Genomic DNA, 19,083 nt, shown 5'->3' on the forward strand with positions numbered 1-19,083 from the left:
GCGGGAGAAGGAGGGGAATGGCAGCGTATTTTTGCAGTGAATGCAACTATGAAACCGAAGAGAAACAATGTCCGCTCTGCGGGGGCGCAACCGAGATTCTAGACGTAAAAGACGATCCTTTGCTTGGTCAACTTTCACAGCATCCCCAGTATGCATTCGATGATGAGGAGCAAACATATATCTAAAATTATTTAACACTGCAACGCAGAAACTTGAGTCGTTCAAGCCAATTCGTCCGAATGAGGTAGGTCTTTATGCGTGCGGCCCAACGGTCTATCAGTTTGCCCATCTGGGTAATTTTCGCACCTACCTTTTTGAAGATTGGCTCCGTCGCGTTCTTGAGTACCACGGATATGCCGTCAAGCACGTGATGAACATTACCGATGTCGGGCATTTGGTGAGCGATGCCGACTCGGGAGAAGATAAGCTTGCCCTCGCCGCCAAGAAAGAGGGAAAATCCGCTTGGCAAATTGCCTCGTTCTATACAGACGCTTTCTTTTTTGACACTGATCGGCTGAATATTGAACGGCCGCACAGTACGCCAAAAGCAGCCGATCACATCAAGGATCAGATCGCGCTCATTCAACAACTCGACGCAAAAGGCTTTATCTATCAAACGAGTGATGGCGTCTACTTTGATATTCAGAAGTTCCCCGGGTATGCAATCTTAGGTGGCCAATCACTGACTGATCTTGAGGCCGGCGCGCGGGTTGAAATTAATCCAGACAAGCGCCATTGGGCAGACTTTGCCCTGTGGAAGTTTTCTCCTTCTGATACTAAGCGGGATATGGAATGGGAAAGCCCGTGGGGGACTGGGTTCCCCGGTTGGCATCTTGAATGTAGCGCCATGAGTGTCAACGAGCTTGGTCAACCGTTTGATCTTCATGCCGGTGGCATTGATCACATTTTTCCACATCATACGAATGAGATTGCTCAAAGTCAGGCGGCCACGGGCCTGCCACTGGCAAATTTTTGGCTCCATGGCGCGTTTATGCTTGTTGATAGCCAAAAAATGGGTAAATCCCTCGGCAACACTTTTACGCTTCAAGATATAGTTGAGCGTGGGCACGCGCCGCTGGCTTTTCGCTACCTCGCTTTGCAAACCCACTATCGCAAACAGTTAAACTTCACCTGGCAAGCGCTTGCAAGCGCCGAGCAGGCGCTTTTCAAGCTCTCGGCGTTGGCGGAATGTTTGCCAGAACAGGGGAATAAAGTGCCGGTGGAAATTGAAGAGAATTTTCGAGCGTTCATTGCCGACGACCTAGCTCTCCCTCAAGCAATCGCGCTTTTTTGGGAGGTCTTGAAATCCAATCAACCTGATGAAGTTAAGGCTCAAGTGATTGTTCATTGGGATCAGATTTTCGGCTTGGGGCTTAAAGAAAAGTTGGGGCAAGGACAAAAGATCCCATTTGAAATTCAACGCCTGCTTAAAGAGCGCGACCAGGCAAGATTAAACAAGAATTTCGTTATTGCCGATCGTTTGCGCCAGCAAATTGAGGAGCAAGGTTTTACGGTGCACGATAAAGATGCAGAGTCTTTCGCCACTCGAAATCCGAATGCCGATAGACAACCTTTCAACCATTGACAGAAGAAAAGGTATCTGCTAGATTTTCACGTTCGTTAATGATATAAATAAATAGAAACCAGTGGAGGGCCGCTGGTTTTTTTGTTCTTTCTCGCGTTCTGACTAGGAGCCGCGGAGAGTTGTCGGAGAGCGTTGCTCAAAGACAGTGCCCCTCCTTCCCGGCTGCCCCTCGGGTCTGGTTCCAGCTTGCTGGCGCCGGCCTGGTCAGAACATGGGGAAGAATAAAGAGGAAGCTAATGTCAGAAAATCACGAGCAATCGAGAGCTAATCCAACGCCTGAAGGTTCGCATCAAGTTGAGAGTCAGGCAATTTCGCATATCCAAAATGCAATTCCTGAATATCAGCAGAATACGCCAAGTTTCGTAGCGTACAACTCGCACACTACTCAATCTATTGCTTCTGTTCGCGCTCAAATTGCAAACTACACTGAAAAACATCGCTTGAGTCAGGAAGCGCTTGCTATCCCGCGCGCGAGCATGCTTGGCAAAATTAAACAATCGCTCACGGTTCCCGCCACACCCGAACACCCAACTCGACTCCAGACTTTTTCCTCAAAGTTTCGAGAGTTTTGGCACAAATCAAGCACGCGGTGGGCGCGTTTCGGCGCTGGCGCCGTTGCGACCGGTACAGCCTTCGTGGGCGTTGCCACAGCTAATCCGGTTTTAATTGGTCTTGGTTTAAGTGGCCGAGTCGCGCTTTCTGGAGCGGGCGCTTTCGCCACCTCTCAAACTTCTATGGAGGGCCGCGATTTGCGCCGTGAAACTAACACCAGCGAAAAACTCTCACCAATTCGTTGGCTAAAGGGTATCTTTAATAAAAACGCGCTTGCTTTAACTCCTCGAGAGCTTCAATCGATGCAAGTTGAGGAAAGGCAGGAGCGTTTAGGCAAAACTCTTGCAACGGCCCGAGCAATGGGCGCCGGGAATGTTTTTGATGTTACCAGCCAGCCAACGGCTCTTGAGCAACTCGTCACTTATTCTCTGCATACCACGCGCCGGGTTGAACAAGTGCGCCAGGCGCTTCAGAATCGTTTAGAGAGAACTAAATCGAAAGATGCCGGAGTTCAAGCGCAGGCGCTTCAAAAGTTTGATCAATACAAACTCAACGCAACTCTAAATCGAATTCATATTCACCGATCAAAGTTTTTTGATAATCAAGAAGCCAAGATCGAGCGTGAAAATTTTGTTCAAGCGGTGGAAAATCATGCAGTCAACAATTTGGTTGAGGCTAAGCAGACTGCTAAAAAGCGCACCTGGATTGCCGCCGCATGGGGCGCGGGTGCGGCTTTGGTAACGGGATTAACGGGTTTAAAACGCATTGAAACGGCTGAACTTTCCTCCAATTACGGCGAAGGTGTTGGGCCGGCGCTCAAACGTCTAGTCGAAGGAATTAAGAACATTCCGGGCAATCTAAAAGCGATGGCTGAACGCATCTACGACGATTATTTGCGGCCGACGCCAGAAGTGACGGTTCCCCCTGCCAGTATTTCTTCTACCGTTCCTGAAGTCATTGGCAGTTACGCTTATCAAAAATCACTCTTGCAAGCCATCGAGAAGGCGCGTGAAACTGGCACGAATGCGCCAATTTGGCAAGCGCTCACTGATCTTAAGAAGCAGGGAATTGTTTTAAGCGATGTCTTGACAGCAGACAATAAGAACGAACAGGGTCTCTCTTTCATTGATTACCTCAAGTTAAACGTTGATCGTTTTCAATCGCCAGAGGAACAGCCGGCGTTGCACAAGCTACTTTCCAGTCAGATCGATGCTCATGGCATCAGTTCAAGCTATGTCAATGAAAGTCATATCAACTACGCCAACGCGCGCGGTATCAGCACAACTCTTCACGGCAAAAAACTTGAAGCGATGTTCGATAGTCATGGCCGTGTGGCGGATTTAGAACTTGGCGGCGTCAATCGTCCGGATCTAATTGAATATATCTCAACTAGCGATGGCCGCTTGTGCTTTGATGAAGTTGCTTTTAGCGCCGATCACCCGATGCCGGAAGTTGCGCGTCGAAATCCTTTTGCTTTGCCGCAACTGGTTCAAGATGAAATGGTACAGGCAACCGGTAAATTGCCAGCCACCGACGTTATTGAGCAGCCACAACCGATCGATGCTTTTATTGGGGCGCATAAAGGCGTTAAATACTATGAATATAACTTTGGTGATCATGAGCTAGTGACTTTCACGCAACCGAGTGGAACATTTGAAGTTTGGGAAAAAGTTGATCTAGGCGTGCGCGGAGTCGGCATTCAACCGGCGGCCGAATTTAGGGAAATTTTTCAGGGCGCGGAACTGCCAAAGCCAGATTATGGCGTTGAGTATCAGGGCGAGTATCAGGTTTCATTTGAGAATGACTTTGGCGGTCCGATCACGGCCGAGCGAGTTGCTGGTTTCAGTCAAGAAGAGTTAGCGCACTTCAAGAAAGTGGCCGCCGATCGAGAATCGATCACTCGGTTCTTGAGTCGGCACAGTATTGAGAGCCAAAATTTCTTTGTGAATGCGGAATTAGTTAATAGCAAGAATGCGGCTGATGGTACCTGGACAACGTTCTATAATCCAAACGCCCAGTTTGGTAGCCCCGATACCGGTGTAAAGATTCGTTTCGACGAAGTTGGTCAGGTACAAGAAGTCAAAATGGCCCACATTCCAGTGAACGTTGAGGAAACCCGTCGCCTCGATGCCTATGTGAGCGAAATGGCCCGTCAGGCGGAGCAGAGTGGTACTGGCGTGAACACTGCCGAAACCGCACGGCTCGATGATGCAGTTCGCGCACTGGCTCGCGGAGATCAGGCCAAAGCCACAGTTACTCCAGTTGCTTCGTTTGTAACGAACTCAATGGTGAATACATCGGTTCTGGATGCGCGACCTGAAGTTGTAGCCCCGCCTATTCAACAAGATGTTATCCATGAGCCAGTAGTAAAGGTTCCAGCGCATACTGATTTTCAAACGTCGATAATGTCGCCTGCGATAGAGCAGGTTCAGACTCAAAATGAACTTCCTCGAATCGATCTCGCGCCTGAAATTGCGCAACCAGAAGCAATCACTTCAAGCGAAGTACCATTTATGCAAGTCATTCCTGAATCGGTTAACGAGACATCTCAAGCGCCGCGCTTGCCTGTAATTTCAGAAAATGTTGAACCGGCTGGATCGGTAGGAGAGAGCGGAGTTTTGCCGGTGATTCAAGTTGATTCCGAACTCGAAAAATAATCTTTGAGAGTCTTAGAGCTTTTCACTTTGTGTGTAAAGCTTGATAGGCGTTCAAAGCGGAACGTTAAAAATTTAGAAAAAATAAGAAGGAAGGGGGTACTCAAAGATGGGTACTCGTAAAAATGGGAACGTTTTTTTTCTTATCGTCGCGCTGGTGGTGAGTGTGATGACGATACCAGTGTTCGCACTGGGTTTTCTCGGGCCAATCCTGACTTTCGGGATGTGGTTAGCCGAACAGTTTCGTGACCAGCACCATCGGGCGGAGACTCATTCGCCGACGGTTTCATTCGTAATTCAGGTGCCTGACAAGTATCGTCAGCGCGCCGATGAATTTCGGATCGAAACCGACATGGTGATAATCCCGCCAAGCGAGTCGGGCTACACGTACCGACTCATTAAGGAAGATGGTGGGATGCTTTGGCCAACGACCGTCCGCGTCTGGACTCCGACTTCGGGGTATGAGATTGAAAAGGTCGAACTGCGGGAGGGGAACCACGTTGTCGATAAGATCGAAGGCAAGCGACTGAAGGCGATGAAGTATTTCGACCTTCAGTTGCCAGATTCGGTCGGTAACGCGCGGGGTTCGCCCGACCACTTCGAAGTGGTCTTCTACCTTCCGGACGATGAGGAGGAGCGCGTGTCGTGTTCCTTCAGTGTTTTGGCGCTGACGATCTACGACTGGTATCTGCAGTACGATGAACTGCAAAACCAGCGGATTGGGCGCCGAATGGCTGAAACGCCGCGCCAACTCCACCCTGAGCGGACCGAGACGGTGACGGTAATCGTTGAGACCGAGACCGGTCTGACGGTTATCGACACCGTAGGGGTGAATCCGCAGGACCGGGCGGCAATCGCTTTCTCGGAGAAGGTTCAGCCGGGTGTCTATCGCATTCGGGTCAAACCGGGTGCGGTCCGCATCGGTCTGGACCGGCCCGGAGTGGCGACTCCGCCGCCGATTCAAGACGGTTTCTACGCCGTCGCGCCTGGGTCGCAAACCCAGATCACATTGAAAGGGAGGTAGAAAAGATGAAAATTTTTTTCATCTTGTTAGCAGTTTTTTTTCTGGCGGGTCTGCCCACCAGTGCGCGTGGGTATTTGGTACCCGGCAAGAACCCGCAGTCGCCGGCGATCCGGAACGCGGGCAACGAAGTGACGGCGCTCCGGATCGCCCAGGAGAAGGGCTGGCGGGTCTACCAGTTGCCCGTCAATACCTACGTGGGTAACTACGGCGCTTCCGGCGAGTTTGTCCGGGGTGTCTTGCCCAGGGGCGCCTGGATGGGCACAGACGGTACCCACGAGTACGTCGTGGGTTATACCGACGGCCGAGGGGTTTGGCGTGGGTGCGGAAACCTGACCGATCGCATCCCACCGCCGCCGCCAGTGCGCATTCCACCACCATCGCCGCCGAAGCCGCCGCCCCTCATCCCCTTCATACCGATCACTTCGGGTCTCGTGGTGACTCACGAGTGGCGGGGTGAGAAGAGTGGCGCGGCGACCGCCAGCGAGTTCTTAACTCGCAACCCGGTTCAAGCGCCGACTATTGTCGGGGATGCCAAGGTGAGCATCAGCCAGGTGCAAACCCAGGCTCAACCCCTGGCCTTCCCAGACTTTAATATTTCGGCTTTGTCTTCGGCAAACGCCGAAACCGGGCCGATCCAAAACAACAACTCCGCCACCTCCCAGGCGAGTAACGTGAACACCGTGCCGATCGGTGTGAACACCGGGCCTGGGAGCGTGACGGTGACTGGGAGTGGCGCGGGTACGCAAACCGCGCCCACCCAGCAGAACAATTTGATCAGATAGCAACAAGGAGGAGTTGCTGTCTGACAGAGTCTTACCCCGAGCTTCGGCTCGGGGGATATTTCCTCTAGTCAAATCATGTTGACTGGAGGAAAGTATCAATTGAGGGCGTGCGCTGGTCGAAGCGGGCGAGAGTGCAAATATCGGAAAGGTGGTGAATAAACTATGCAAAAATCTATCGCAATCGTTGCGTTTGCCTTGATGGTGACAGCTGGATCCTCAAGTGTATTCGCGGCGACCGTGCAAAATAACAACAGCTCTACGAGTCAGAGCCAGAACACTAACGCCGTTACAACGGTTGTTAATACTGGCAGTGGCTCCGCGGCTGGTTCAAGTAGTTCGGCGAGCGCCCAGGATTCGTCAACGAATCAATCGAACGAGAGGCAATCAACTTCGACTTCGCAAAGTTCGGGCACTGCGACTACAGGTTTGGTGCAAAATAACAATGTTAGCACCAGTCAAAGCCAGAACGTAAACGCCACCACAACGGTTGTTAACACCGGCAGTGGGAATGTGAGCGGCTCGGCGAGCGCCAGTGGCGGTCAAGCGTCAGAAACAACGCAAAGCAACTTTGCTTCTGGAAACAGCCAAAATCGGACCGAAAATAACAACAGTTCGATTAGCCAAAGCCAGAACGTGAATTGCGGCACAACCGTTGTCAATACCTCATCAGGTGATGCCTCTGGTGCGTGTGCGGCGGCAGGTAGCCAAACGGCAACTACGACACAGTCGAACACAACCGAACAGACTCAAACGAAAAAGAATGAGACCAAGATTGAACAAGCCCAATCAGTGGCACAAGCAACTTCAGTGGCTGGTGTTCCAACCACAACCACTCAAGTCCCGCCGGTTACAACCAAAACCGAGCTTCCGAAAGAGCTCCTGAAGACGGGTGCAAATACGGTTGCTCTCGCGCTTGGTAGCGCAGTGATCTCAGCCGGTGGCGCAGCATTCGCTCGTCGCAAGCAGATGGTCGCAGATCTCATCGTTGGCTAATGCTAACGGTATGTTTTAAGGGGCCAAAACGACGCGGAAACGCGTCGTTTTGCGTTGAAGGAGGGGGAGCCATCTGGTACACTACCGAACCATGGAAGAGCAATTCGATGAGGGTAAACTCAAACTCTACGATCTTCTCAAACTCGGAGAGAAAGAAACGTTGATCCGGACCATCGAAGCCGAAATGGCACTGCCGGAGTTTTGGGCTGACCGAATCCGCGCTGAAACTCGTTCAAAAGAGCTGGCGAGTGCCAAATCACTCATCGAGGAGTGGGAGCGCGCAGAGACTCCAGAGAGTTTACGAACGTTAGAACTCAAAGCAGTGTTGGCCGGCCAGTACGATGCCAGCAACGCAATCGTCTCGCTTCATGCCGGTGCTGGTGGCACTGAAGCGCAGGATTGGACGAGTATGCTCAAGCGAATGGTAGAGCGCTGGGCGGAGCACAAGGGATTTTCAGTGACCCTGCTTGATGAATCCCGCGGCGAAGAAGCCGGACTCAAATCCGCAACGCTCAAGATTGAGGGGCCATACGCCTATGGATACCTCAAGGCTGAAGCTGGGGTTCACCGTCTTGTCAGGATCTCTCCGTTTGATTCCGATAAAGCCCGCCATACATCATTCTCGCTCGTAGAAGTTGTACCGGAACTACGCGAGGTAGGGGATATAGAGATCGACGAAAAAGATCTACGGATCGATCTCTTCCGAGCCGGTGGCCATGGTGGTCAGAATGTGAATAAAGTAGAAACGGCGGTTCGCCTTACACATATTCCGACCGGAATTGTTGTAACATCACAGAACGAACGATCACAGGCACAGAATCGAGAGTTGGCAATGAAGGTGCTGATTGCAAAGCTACAGGTACTTGCCGAACAGGCACATCTCGACAAGATCTCTGAACTGAAAGGTGAGCATCGGAAGGTAGAGTGGGGGAGTCAAATTCGTTCATACGTCCTCCAGCCGTACCGGCTGGTGAAGGATGTTCGAACGGGTCATGAAGAGTCTAATGTTGATGCCGTGCTCGATGGTAATCTCGATCCATTTATAGAAGCGTATCTCGAACAACAGGTAAAATAACCAACAAAAGACGAATAGAAGAAAGGAACATCAATGCCAGGCATGTTTGACCAAGCGAAAGCGCTCCTTAAGGCGCGGAAGGCCCAGCAAGAGTTAAAAAAAACCGAGATTGAGGCGAGTGGGGGAGAGGGTAAGGTATTGCTCGTTTTTACCGGAGATCTCAAGCTGAAATCGATTACTCTTGACGAGTCATTGCTTGCGCCAGAGCGTAAAGCCGAGCTCGAGCGCTTACTCAAGGACACTTTTACTCAAGGTATGCAGGAAACCCAGCAAGTGGCGGCCGATAAAACGCGGGGCGTGATGCGCGATCTCGGCATGAATATCCCGGGGATGTAGTGCTAGATGTGTTCCCAATAATTTTATGAAAATAATCGTTGGATTAGGAAATCCGGATATATTCTACGAACGCACAAGGCATAACATCGGTTGGCTGGCGCTCGATGTTTTGCGTAAGCAGTTGGTTTTAGAGCCAGATTGGCAAGTATCAGAGTGGGCCGAAAGCGAAAAATTTGAGGCTTTTATCGCAGAGGCGCATTTTAAAAAAGAAAAAGTCTTACTCATCAAACCGACTACTTTCATGAATAACTCCGGTCGAAGCGTTGAGCGGATTCGAGCCTTTTATCGTTTGGCGCCTGAACAAATTTTGGCTGTTTATGATGAGCTTGCTGTTTCCCTGGGTAGTATCCGGATTCGTTTTGGCGGGCAAACTGCAGGTCACAATGGTGTTGGATCGCTCATTCATCACCTTGGCACTGAAAATTTTTGGCGCGCGCGTATTGGCATTGCGCCTCTCGACCAAAGCCTGGTACAGACAGACATGACACAATTTGTTTTGAGTCAATTTACGACCGTAGAAAAAATGACGATCCACGAAGCAATTGACTCAACGGTTAAGTTTTTGATAAAATCACTGATCGAATCTGAATTAGAAGAAACAACGTTAAAAGTTGTGGAAGCTCGCAACCCGAGCGTTTGAACCACAGAGGAGTTTTATGCCTCGCAAGAAAAAGGAAGAAGCCGAGTCGCCGCTTGAGCAGGAAAGAATCGCCGAAGTTGAGTCTGAAGCCTCGACGGAATCAGATTCATTGAATGTCGGCGGCCAGCTTGTCGACGAAACCCAACTCGATCTAGCGGCTGATGAACGTGAAACCGATACTCAGCAGGCACGCCCAGCCGAACTCTCTGCGGTTCATACTGATACAGTGGTCGCCAAAGAGGCCTCGGGCGACTTGCCGGTCATAAAAGAGACCGGTAATAAACCTTCACCATCCTTTCGCCAGCGAAGCAAAAAATACGCCGCCGCTCTTACAAAATTTGATTCTAAAAAAATATATTCACTCGAAAAAGCGCTCGAACTTGCCAAAGAGACTGCGTATACAAAATTTGATGGTTCGATTGAGCTTCATGTTCGTCTCCAGCTGAAAAAAACAAAAGGGGAGAGCGATTCAATCCGCGGTCTATTAACCTTGCCGCACGGCACAGGCAAGAAGACTCGAGCAGTTATTCTAACCGAAGAGCTGGTTGATCAAATTGGACGCGCAAAGAAAACCGAATTTGATGTTCTGATTGCTCCCAAGGCACTTATGCCTAAAGTTGCCAAAATTGCAAAAATCCTTGGGCCGATCGGTAAAATGCCTAGTCCGAAAGCCGGCACGGTTAGCGACAAGCCCGAAGAGGTGTTTAAATCAATCCAGGCGGGCCGAATCGAGTACCGAGCGGATCCGCACCAGATTGTTCACCAAGTGATCGGCAAGACTTCCTGGGAAGCGTCTCAACTTCTGGAAAACGCTAAAGCGTTGCTTGGCACCCTTGCGGCTTATCAGTTGCTCTCGGTCACGGTATCGGCTACGATGGGACCAGGCATTCGAGTGAATCTGGCAAGCCTCTAAAACATTATTTAGATGAAAAAATCAGATCGCCCAGGATTCTTTATTGCCTTTGAAGGGTTAGATGGTTCTGGGTCGGCCCATCACGCCGCGGCCTTAGCTCGCATTCTCGAGCGTGACGGTTACCGTGTGGTGTTGAGTCATGAGCCGACTAACAGCATGATCGGTGGTTTGATTCGATCTCGTTTGGCCGGTGAGTGGGAAATTGCACCTGAAACTCTTCAGTTACTTTTTACGGCCGATCGTGCCGAACATTTGGCAAAAAAAATTCTGCCCGCGCTCGTTGCGGGGAGAGTTGTAATTTGCGATCGTTATATTCTTTCGGCGCTTGCTTATAATGTTGTCCTTGTTAACGATCCAGAGTGGCTTCGCAATTTAAACGCTCGTTTTATCGAACCACATCTGACTTTTTACATTCAAGTTAACGCCAAGCTCTGCGCTCGTAGAAGAAAGGAAGCTCGCTTTGAGCTCGACTTGCGCATCGAAGAAAAGAAACTTCTCCAGGTTGAAAAAGAATATAATCGTCATGCTGACATGATGGACAGCATTTATTCGATCAACGGTGAGCGGGACGATGTCGCGATCATCGATGAAATCCTTGAGATCACTCGCAAGCATCTCGAGCGCCACCCTGTTGACACTTCATAAATCGACTGATAGAGTAATCATGTTTCTCGATAATTCTTTTCTAAAAATTAATCCCAGAGACCACAGGGTTCGCCGGTCGGCGAATTAAACATTTTACCCTGTCAAGGGAAACAATCTCTTAGCATCTTCGATGTGGTCTCGTCTTTGGACGAGTTTTTTGTTTTCAAGCTTTCTCAACAAGGAGTCGCATATGGCGATAACACGAGTTAGAAAAGAGGAACAGCTTGCGCTCTTGACGGCAATGTTGCAAGAAAAAGCGATCGTTTTTACTCGCTACAGCGGCTTGACAGTTCGCGACCTGGACGAATTGCGTCGTGCTCTCCGAGCAGTCAAGAGTCGTTATCTAGTTACAAAAAATACTCTTTTGCGCAAGGCGATGGAGCAAGCGAATTTAACTATCCCATCTGAAATTTTTGATATTCAACTTGGAATCGCTGTCAGCGCAGATGACGAGGTCGAGCCAAATCGAGTAGTTGTTACCTTCGCAAAGACTCACGAAGCTTTCGGAATTCTAGGCGCTATCGTTGATGGAAAGTTTATTGATACTACGAACGTGAAAAGTCTAGCCGCTTTGCCAAGTCGCGATCAGCTTTATGCCAAAGTTGCTGGCTCGTTGGCCGCGCCTCTTGCGGGTCTGATGAATGTTTTGAGCGGCAATCTCCGCGGCCTGGTAAATGTTTTGCATCAATATCAGACAAAATTATCAACCAATAAGTAGAGTATTACAGAAAGGAGCCACAATGGCTGAAGAAAAAACAAGCAAATTTGGTGAACTTATCAAGCAGATTGAAGAACTTTCAGTTCTAGATCTAGCCGAATTAGTTAAGGAGCTCGAAGAGCGTCTCGGCGTCTCGGCCGCCGCTCCAGTTGCGATGACTGCCGCTCCTGGCGCAGTCGCGGGCGCAGAAACTCCTGCCGAGGAAAAATCTGTTTTTACCTTGCATCTTGCCGATGCCGGCACACAAAAAATTGCCGTCATCAAGGCGATTCGCGAGATTCGATCCGACTTGGGATTAAAAGAAGCGAAAGATCTCGTTGACAGTGCGCCAAAAGAGGTCAAAAAAGACTTGTCTAAAGAAGAAGCTGAAACCGCCAAGAAAAAGCTTGAGGAAGCCGGCGCAAAGGTAGAACTCAAATAACAACTAGACCGTTTGTCATTGAAAAAACATCTGGTCGAGCAAGAGCTGGTTTGCTAACCACGCCTCACGGTGTCGTTAAAACGCCAGCTTTTTTGCCGTGCGCAACGCATGGTTCAATTCGGGGCGTTGATCAGCGTTTGGTGGCAGATCAGAATTTTGAGCTTATTCTGGCAAACGCTTATCATCTTTACTTACGCCCCGGCATTGAATTGATTGAAAGATTGGGCGGCCTCCATGCTTTTATGGGCTGGAAAGGAGCAATCTTCACCGATTCGGGCGGGTTTCAAGCTTTTGCTTTGTCAAAACTTGTCCGTTTGCGGAGAGATGGGATTGAATTTCGCTCTCACCTCGACGGTTCTTTGCATGCGTTGACTCCCGAACGGGTCATTTTGATTCAAGAACAACTGGGCGTCGACATCGCCACTTGCCTGGATGTTTGCACAGGTTTTCCAGCGCCTGAAAGAGAGGTTGCCGCGGCCGTTGACCAAACGAATATTTGGGCAGAACGTTCAATAAAAACCTGGCATAAAAAGACGATGCATCTTTATGGCATGGTGCAAGGGAGTATCTACCTTCGTGAACGGGAGCGATCGGCAAAATTTTTACGAACGTTGCCTTTCTCTGGCTTTGCGATCGGCGGCAATATGTACACGTTCGGAGAATGTATAGCTAACCTGGAGAAGGAGAAGCCTCAAATGTGGAGTGTTGTCATGGCTACCACCGACATCCTGCCGGCAAATAAACCGCGACATTTACTTGGAGTCGGAGAGCCGAGAGATCTGATTCGCGGCGTTGCATGCGGTGTTGATACTTTTGATTGCGTGATGGCTACTCGAATTGCGCGACATGCGACCGCGTGGATTCGGCAGAAAAGCGATTCTTGGCAATATCAGCGCATAGACTTAAATCAGTCGCGCTGGAGCCAGGATTCAGCTCCGCTTGACGAGTATTGTCTTTGCCTAACCTGTCAGAGTCCTTACTCGCGCGCCTACCTTCATCATCTGGCCAGAGAAAATGATCCACTCCTTGGCGCCTTGCTTTCGCTCCATAATCTTTCATTCTTAAAAACCCTTATGCAAGCCTTGCGAGAATCAATTCTGACCGGCGTTGACTTACATTCAATCTTAAGCGTAAACTAAATTCTTATGATTCCACCTGTTGAATTACACAAACCAGAACATTCTCCAAATCAGGAAAATCAGGGCGGTGTAGAACCGAGAGCTGGACAACAACTAGAGCAATATCAGGCTCTCGATGAATGGCAGACAACATCACCCGGAGATACGATCTCACCGGTAGAGCCATTTGACAATGATCAATCTTCACCTGAAGAGAAAACATCGTCAAATTCTGATCTTGGGGGAGCAGAAAAATCGCCAATACCGGTGATTACATCGTTGCCCAACGGCGCTCTCAATGGTTCGTCTTTAGAAAGCAGAGTTGGTATCAATTTGATACAATAACAGAGTGCTAACTCTAGTTCTAATTATTATCTTTAGCGCGCTAATTGTACTTGGGGCGGTGGCGGTGCGGACTCGACGCCTCGAAACTTATGCGCTTGAATCCGCGCAAAATTTAGTCGTTCTTAAGGTGCTTGTGCCGAAAGGAATTGGCAAACAAGAAGAAGGCGAAACGGGCCCCAAAGATTTTCGTGAAGCAATGTCAGTCGCCGAACAGTTTTTAACGGCATTTTCATCGCTCTACGAAGCTTCGCTTGAGCACTTTCTCTACGGTCAGGAGACGATTAGTCTTGAACTCGTTGCAAAAGATCAGCGCATCACATTTTTTTTGATTGCGCCGCAACGACTTCAATCTCTAATCGAACGCCAACTGACAAGTTATTATCCCGATGCGGAGATCGAACCGAGTCAGGATTTTCGTCTTTTTGAAGCGCCGCTTCACTGTGCCGGCGCTTATTTTGCCACCAAAAAAAATTATAGTTACCCAATTCGAACTTACAAAGAGCTCGAGAGCGATCCGCTCAATGCTCTTACCAATTCTTTTAGCAAGCTCCCGATCGATGTGCGAGCAGGGCTTCAAGTCTTAATTCGACCAACTTCAGGTCGTTGGCGAGAGCGTGTTACAGCCGCCGCTCAAGCAGTTGCCGAAGGCAAGGGGACAACGCATAATCATTGGTTTTCCGGCCTTATTCTTAGTATCTTGTCCGCCCTGCGTTCGCAGAATGAAAATAAAACTGAAGAAGCAACTCGGCGTCTTACCCCAATTCAGGAAGAGATGATGAAGCGGATTCAAGAAAAGGGGAGTCGAGTTGGCTTTCACACTCAAATTCGGCTGATTGTTGCCAGCCCGAACTCCCAAGAAGAGAGTCAATTGGTATTAAAAGACATTGCCTCGGCTTTTAGCCAATACACAGCGCCGGAGCTTAACTTCTTGCGTCGAATAAAAGTTTCAAATGTGAAGCTATTTTTGGCTGACTATATTCTGCGTCGATTTCGTTCTTTCCCTAAAAGCTTGCTTTCAACTGAAGAGCTGGCCTCAATTTATCATTTGCCAAACCAATACATTGAAACGCCCAACATTGAGTGGCTAATGGCGCGTGTTTTACCTCCGCCGGCCAATTTCCCAAAAGAAGATGCTGAAACCGTTATCCTCGGGAAAAGTGTCTATCGTGGGCAAGAAAAACACATTCGTATAAAAACCGACGACCGTCGACGCCACTTGTATGCCATCGGTAAAACCGGGGTCGGGAAGACCACTTTTTTTACGCATGAAATCGAACAGGATATTTTAGCCGGTCGGGGCGTTTGTTATATCGATCCAAATGGCGATGCCGTTAATGAAATTTTGGAGTTGATTCCAAAAGAACGAGCTGAAGACGTCATTCTGTTTGACCCATCGGACACAGAGAGGCCGATGGGTTTAAATATGCTTGAATGGAAGCGCGCTGAAGATCGAGATTTTCTTGTTTCGGAATGGTTGGAGATTTTCTACAAACTTTTCGATCCGAATCGGACGGGCATGGTTGGGCCTCAATTCGAACACTGGGGGCGAAATGCCTCGCTCACAGTTATGGCGCGTCCAGGCGGTGGAACGCTGATTGACATCCCCTTATTGATTACTGACGACGCGTTCCGCGAAGACACATTGCAGTATGTAACCGACCCAGTCGTGCGAGCTTTTTGGGAACAACAAATGGCCAAAACCGCAGATTTTCACAAATCGGAAATGTACAACTACTTCATCTCAAAGTTCGGCCGTTTTATGACGAATGATTTGGTGCGTAACATTATCGGCCAGAGCAAATCCAGTTTTGATTTTAGAGAAGTGATGGATCAGGGCAAGATTCTGCTCGTCAATCTTTCCAAAGGCAAAATCGGGGAAGCAAATTCATTTTTACTTGGCATGATTTTGGTTAGTAAAATTCAGGTCGCGGCCTTTCAGCGCGCCGATATTCCTGAAGAAGAGCGCCGCGACTTTTATCTTTACGTTGACGAGTTCCAAAATTTCACAACTGATACCTTTAAAACTATTCTTTCTGAAGCGCGTAAATATCGCTTAAATCTTAACATTACCAATCAATATATTGCCCAGCTCCCGGAAGAGATTCGAGATGCCGTCATCGGCAATGCTGGCACTTTACTCTCATTTCGGATCGGTGCGGCCGACGCTGAATTCATGGCTAAAGAATTCCCCAATATTACCGAGCACGATCTCGTGAATCTAACTTTTGCCAACGCCTATATCAAGCTCTTGATCGATGGCACGCCAACTAAACCATTTTCGTTGCGAACAATTAAAACCGCTTCGCCTCGACACGCTGAACTTGGCGCCGCGATCAAGCAACTTTCACGCTTGAAGTACGGCAAAGATCACGAGCAGGTTGAACGGGAAATTACCAATCGCCGTCGAGTTATTCCGGCGAATAAACGCCACATTCCAGATTTTCCACCCGCACGAGAAGGCTAAAATGTTGCAAACCATTTCTATTCTCATTTTAGGGCTCGTCGCTTTCTGGCAAGGGAGACGTTTCTATGTTGAATGGAAAAAACGTCGCCGTGCCGAAGATTATCTTGAATGGAAGACGTTGCAACGCTATAGAGTGCTCAAAATTTTAGTGCCAAAAAATAATGAGAAAACTCCACTCTCGGCAGAACAGTTTTTTGCCGCAATCCACGGCATTTACCGTGACAATGTTCAATTTCAAGATCAGGTGAGTTTCGAACTTGCGGCTTTTGAAAAGTTTATTCACTTCTATGTTCACGTGCCCCAGCACCTTAAAGAATTCGTTGAAGGACAAATCTATGCTCAATATCCGACCGTTGAAATTCACGAAGTCGATGATTATACCGCGCTGGCCAACGCTTCAAGCGCGATGATTGGATCAGAACTCGTGCTTACAAAAGACGATGTTTATCCAATTCAAACTTTTCCAAATTTCACCGTTGATCCACTTTCGGGGATTACGGCGGTGCTCGGTAATCTTGGTCCCGATGAGCAACTTTGGATTCAGATAATCGTTCGGCCGGTGGCGGAAAGTTGGCAGGAAAAGGGGATTGAGTACGTTGCGGCCAAGCGGGCTGGCTTAAAACCAGCGACCCGAGGCGGCGCCTCGCGGTTGATAAGCATAATTGGCACTTTTTTTGCAGATTTTCTTCGAACAGCCTTACAGCCAGCCTCGGCAACGCCAACAGGTGATGAGGGAGGAGGGGAGACTGCCAGCAAGCCCCAACTTTCTGCACCCGAAGAAGTTGCTTTGAAGGGGATTGAGACCAAGGTGACTAAATTAGGTTATGCGACCAAAGTTCGTTTTATCGGTGTGGCAGGCGATTTCTATACCTCAAAAAGTCGAATCGAAGCGCTGACTGGCGCCTTTAAGCAATTCAATATGACAAATCTGAATGGTTTTCGAGGCGTTGAAGCAACTGACGTCAAAAATTTCCTCAAGACTTATATTGCTCGTGATTTTTCTGATGAAGGAATGGTAATGAATACCGAAGAGCTGGCTTCAATTTACCATTTGCCATCGGTTGCTGTGGAAACGCCTAATATTGTCTGGGCTGGCAGTAAGAAAGGCGAACCACCCTCAAATCTGCCGCTTGAAGGGCGCGATCTGACTAATGAGGTCACTTATTTTGGAACAACTGATTTTCGAAATTTTCGTCATAAATTTGGCATTAAATCACATGATCGGCGTCTGCATATGTACACAATCGGTAAAACTGGCACTGGCAAATCGACTTTGCTCATGAATATGATTCTCGATGATATTCAAAAGGGCAGGGGAGTCGGTGTTGTCGATCCACACGGTCAGCTAATCTATCATATTCTTCAGCGTATTCCGCCGCATCGGATTAACGATGTGATTTATTTCAATCCAGCGGATCGCGAATATCCAATTGGATTCAATGTGCTTGAAAATATCAATCCCGATCTTCGCAATGTGGTGGCTTCTGGGGTGATCAGTATTTTCAAAAAACTCTTTGCGGAATCTTGGGGTCCGCGTCTTGAATACATTTTACGCAACGCCTTGATTGCGCTTTTGCATTACCCCGACACCACACTTTTGGGCGTGAATCGCATGCTCGTCGATCCAGCCTACGAACACAGAATTTTACGCAAGGTCACCGATCCGGTTGTCCGTGATTTTTTTGAAAATGAATACGATAAATATGATCCCAAATTTCGGCGTGAAGCAATTGCGTCCATTCAAAATAAAATCGGTCAATTTCTTTCAACGGCAACGATCCGGAATATTCTTGGCCAGCCTAATAGCACAATTGATATTCGTAAAATTATGGATAATCAAAAAATCTTTCTTATGGATCTATCAATCGGAAAAATTGGAGAGGATAGCGCCGCGCTTTTGGGCGCACTCTTGATTACCAAAATTCAACTCGCCGCGATGGGACGTGCCGATGTGCCGGAAGAAGAGCGGCTCGACTTCTATCTTTACGTCGACGAATTTCAAAACTTTGCCACCGAATCGTTTGCCATCATTCTTTCAGAGGCGAGAAAATATCATCTGAATCTGGTCTTGACGAACCAGTACATTGCCCAAATGTCGGAAATCGTTGCCAAGGCGGTGTTTGGCAACGTTGGTACAATTGTTAGCTTTAGAGTTGGTCCAAGCGACGCAGGCGCGCTCGTGAAAGAGTTTGAGCCGGTTTTTGAGGCAATTGATCTTATTAATCTCGATAACTTTCATGTCTACGTTAAAATGGCGATTGACGGAGTGACGCGGCCAGCTTTTTCAGCAAAAACCTTGCCGCCCGGCGATTTGTTAGAGCAGGGGAATCTGGAAAAAATCGTTCGGGTCTCGCGAGAACGCTTTGCTAAATCGCGAGATGTGGTTGAAGGTAAAATTCTTGAATGGGCAGATCAGAGGCCAGAAGATCAAAAACCGAATGCCCGGGATGAGAAAAATTTTTTACTCAACGATGATGTAAAAATACAATCAGGACAGGGGAGTGGCGGGGTGGTTAAAAAATACGGTGATTTTGTGTTTGTTCGGAAGATAGAGGCTAAAAAACAAATTTCAACTCGAGTACCGGATAAAGTTAAAGAATCTTCAAGAAAACCGTCAAAAAAAACAAATTTCAAAGATCAAACTCATTCTAAAAAGCCGCAAAAATCTCTTATTCGCGATGAAGACATCGATCATCTACGTCAAATGGCCGAATCGGGCTTTTTAACCTCGGGTGAGGAGATTAATCTCTCCCCCAACCCCCTTTCGGGGGAAAAGGGGGAGGAGGGCGATAAATTAACGCGTTAATTTATTTGTTTT

Annotated in this window: 16 protein-coding genes; all 16 read left to right on the forward strand. The window is 48.5% G+C overall.

What is annotated here, in order from left to right; genetic code table 11:
- Positions 1-175 precede the first annotated feature (175 nt).
- The 16 genes from HYW32_03400 to HYW32_03475 all read left to right on the forward strand — a co-directional run bounded on the left by HYW32_03400 (position 176) and on the right by HYW32_03475 (position 19,071).
- Positions 176-1,585, forward strand: a complete 1,410-nt coding sequence (locus tag HYW32_03400) for a cysteine--tRNA ligase (GenBank protein ID MBI2590034.1) — start codon at positions 176-178, stop codon at positions 1,583-1,585.
- Positions 1,586-1,821: 236 nt separating this feature from the next.
- Positions 1,822-4,794 (forward strand): hypothetical protein, encoded by a 2,973-nt coding sequence (locus HYW32_03405; protein ID MBI2590035.1) that lies wholly within the window; start codon positions 1,822-1,824, stop codon positions 4,792-4,794.
- 166 nt (positions 4,795-4,960) lie between these two features.
- The gene (locus tag HYW32_03410; GenBank protein ID MBI2590036.1) at positions 4,961-5,815 is read left to right on the forward strand and encodes a hypothetical protein; all 855 of its coding nucleotides are present in this window, start codon (positions 4,961-4,963) and stop codon (positions 5,813-5,815) included.
- 5 nt (positions 5,816-5,820) lie between these two features.
- Entirely contained in the window at positions 5,821-6,597 is a 777-nt protein-coding gene (locus HYW32_03415) for a hypothetical protein (GenBank protein ID MBI2590037.1), read from the forward strand.
- Between the two features lie 162 nt (positions 6,598-6,759).
- Complete coding sequence (locus tag HYW32_03420) at positions 6,760-7,590, forward strand: hypothetical protein (GenBank protein MBI2590038.1); 831 nt, start codon at positions 6,760-6,762, stop codon at positions 7,588-7,590.
- A 91-nt stretch (positions 7,591-7,681) separates the two neighbouring features.
- On the forward strand, positions 7,682-8,665 hold the full coding sequence (gene prfB, locus HYW32_03425; GenBank protein ID MBI2590039.1) for a peptide chain release factor 2: 984 nt from the start codon (positions 7,682-7,684) through the stop codon (positions 8,663-8,665).
- Between the two features lie 33 nt (positions 8,666-8,698).
- Complete coding sequence (locus HYW32_03430; protein MBI2590040.1) at positions 8,699-9,001, forward strand: YbaB/EbfC family nucleoid-associated protein; 303 nt, start codon at positions 8,699-8,701, stop codon at positions 8,999-9,001.
- A gap of 25 nt (positions 9,002-9,026) precedes the next feature.
- Positions 9,027-9,641 (forward strand): aminoacyl-tRNA hydrolase, encoded by a 615-nt coding sequence (locus tag HYW32_03435; GenBank protein MBI2590041.1) that lies wholly within the window; start codon positions 9,027-9,029, stop codon positions 9,639-9,641.
- A gap of 16 nt (positions 9,642-9,657) precedes the next feature.
- Complete coding sequence (locus HYW32_03440; protein MBI2590042.1) at positions 9,658-10,554, forward strand: 50S ribosomal protein L1; 897 nt, start codon at positions 9,658-9,660, stop codon at positions 10,552-10,554.
- A gap of 12 nt (positions 10,555-10,566) precedes the next feature.
- Positions 10,567-11,199, forward strand: coding sequence for a dTMP kinase (gene tmk / locus HYW32_03445; GenBank protein ID MBI2590043.1), 633 nt, complete (start codon positions 10,567-10,569; stop codon positions 11,197-11,199).
- A gap of 190 nt (positions 11,200-11,389) precedes the next feature.
- Complete coding sequence (locus tag HYW32_03450) at positions 11,390-11,917, forward strand: 50S ribosomal protein L10 (GenBank protein MBI2590044.1); 528 nt, start codon at positions 11,390-11,392, stop codon at positions 11,915-11,917.
- Positions 11,918-11,939: 22 nt separating this feature from the next.
- Complete coding sequence (gene rplL / locus HYW32_03455; GenBank protein ID MBI2590045.1) at positions 11,940-12,338, forward strand: 50S ribosomal protein L7/L12; 399 nt, start codon at positions 11,940-11,942, stop codon at positions 12,336-12,338.
- A 50-nt stretch (positions 12,339-12,388) separates the two neighbouring features.
- Positions 12,389-13,477 (forward strand): tRNA guanosine(34) transglycosylase Tgt, encoded by a 1,089-nt coding sequence (gene tgt, locus HYW32_03460; GenBank protein ID MBI2590046.1) that lies wholly within the window; start codon positions 12,389-12,391, stop codon positions 13,475-13,477.
- 6 nt (positions 13,478-13,483) lie between these two features.
- Positions 13,484-13,801 (forward strand): hypothetical protein, encoded by a 318-nt coding sequence (locus tag HYW32_03465; GenBank protein ID MBI2590047.1) that lies wholly within the window; start codon positions 13,484-13,486, stop codon positions 13,799-13,801.
- 4 nt (positions 13,802-13,805) lie between these two features.
- Entirely contained in the window at positions 13,806-16,265 is a 2,460-nt protein-coding gene (locus HYW32_03470; protein ID MBI2590048.1) for an ATP-binding protein, read from the forward strand.
- 1,018 nt (positions 16,266-17,283) lie between these two features.
- Positions 17,284-19,071, forward strand: coding sequence for a type IV secretory system conjugative DNA transfer family protein (locus HYW32_03475; protein MBI2590049.1), 1,788 nt, complete (start codon positions 17,284-17,286; stop codon positions 19,069-19,071).
- Positions 19,072-19,083: the final 12 nt, after the last annotated feature.

This window comes from Candidatus Berkelbacteria bacterium, assembly GCA_016187225.1.
In the GTDB taxonomy this organism is placed as follows: Bacteria; Patescibacteriota; UBA1384; order JACPKC01; family JACPKC01; genus JACPKC01.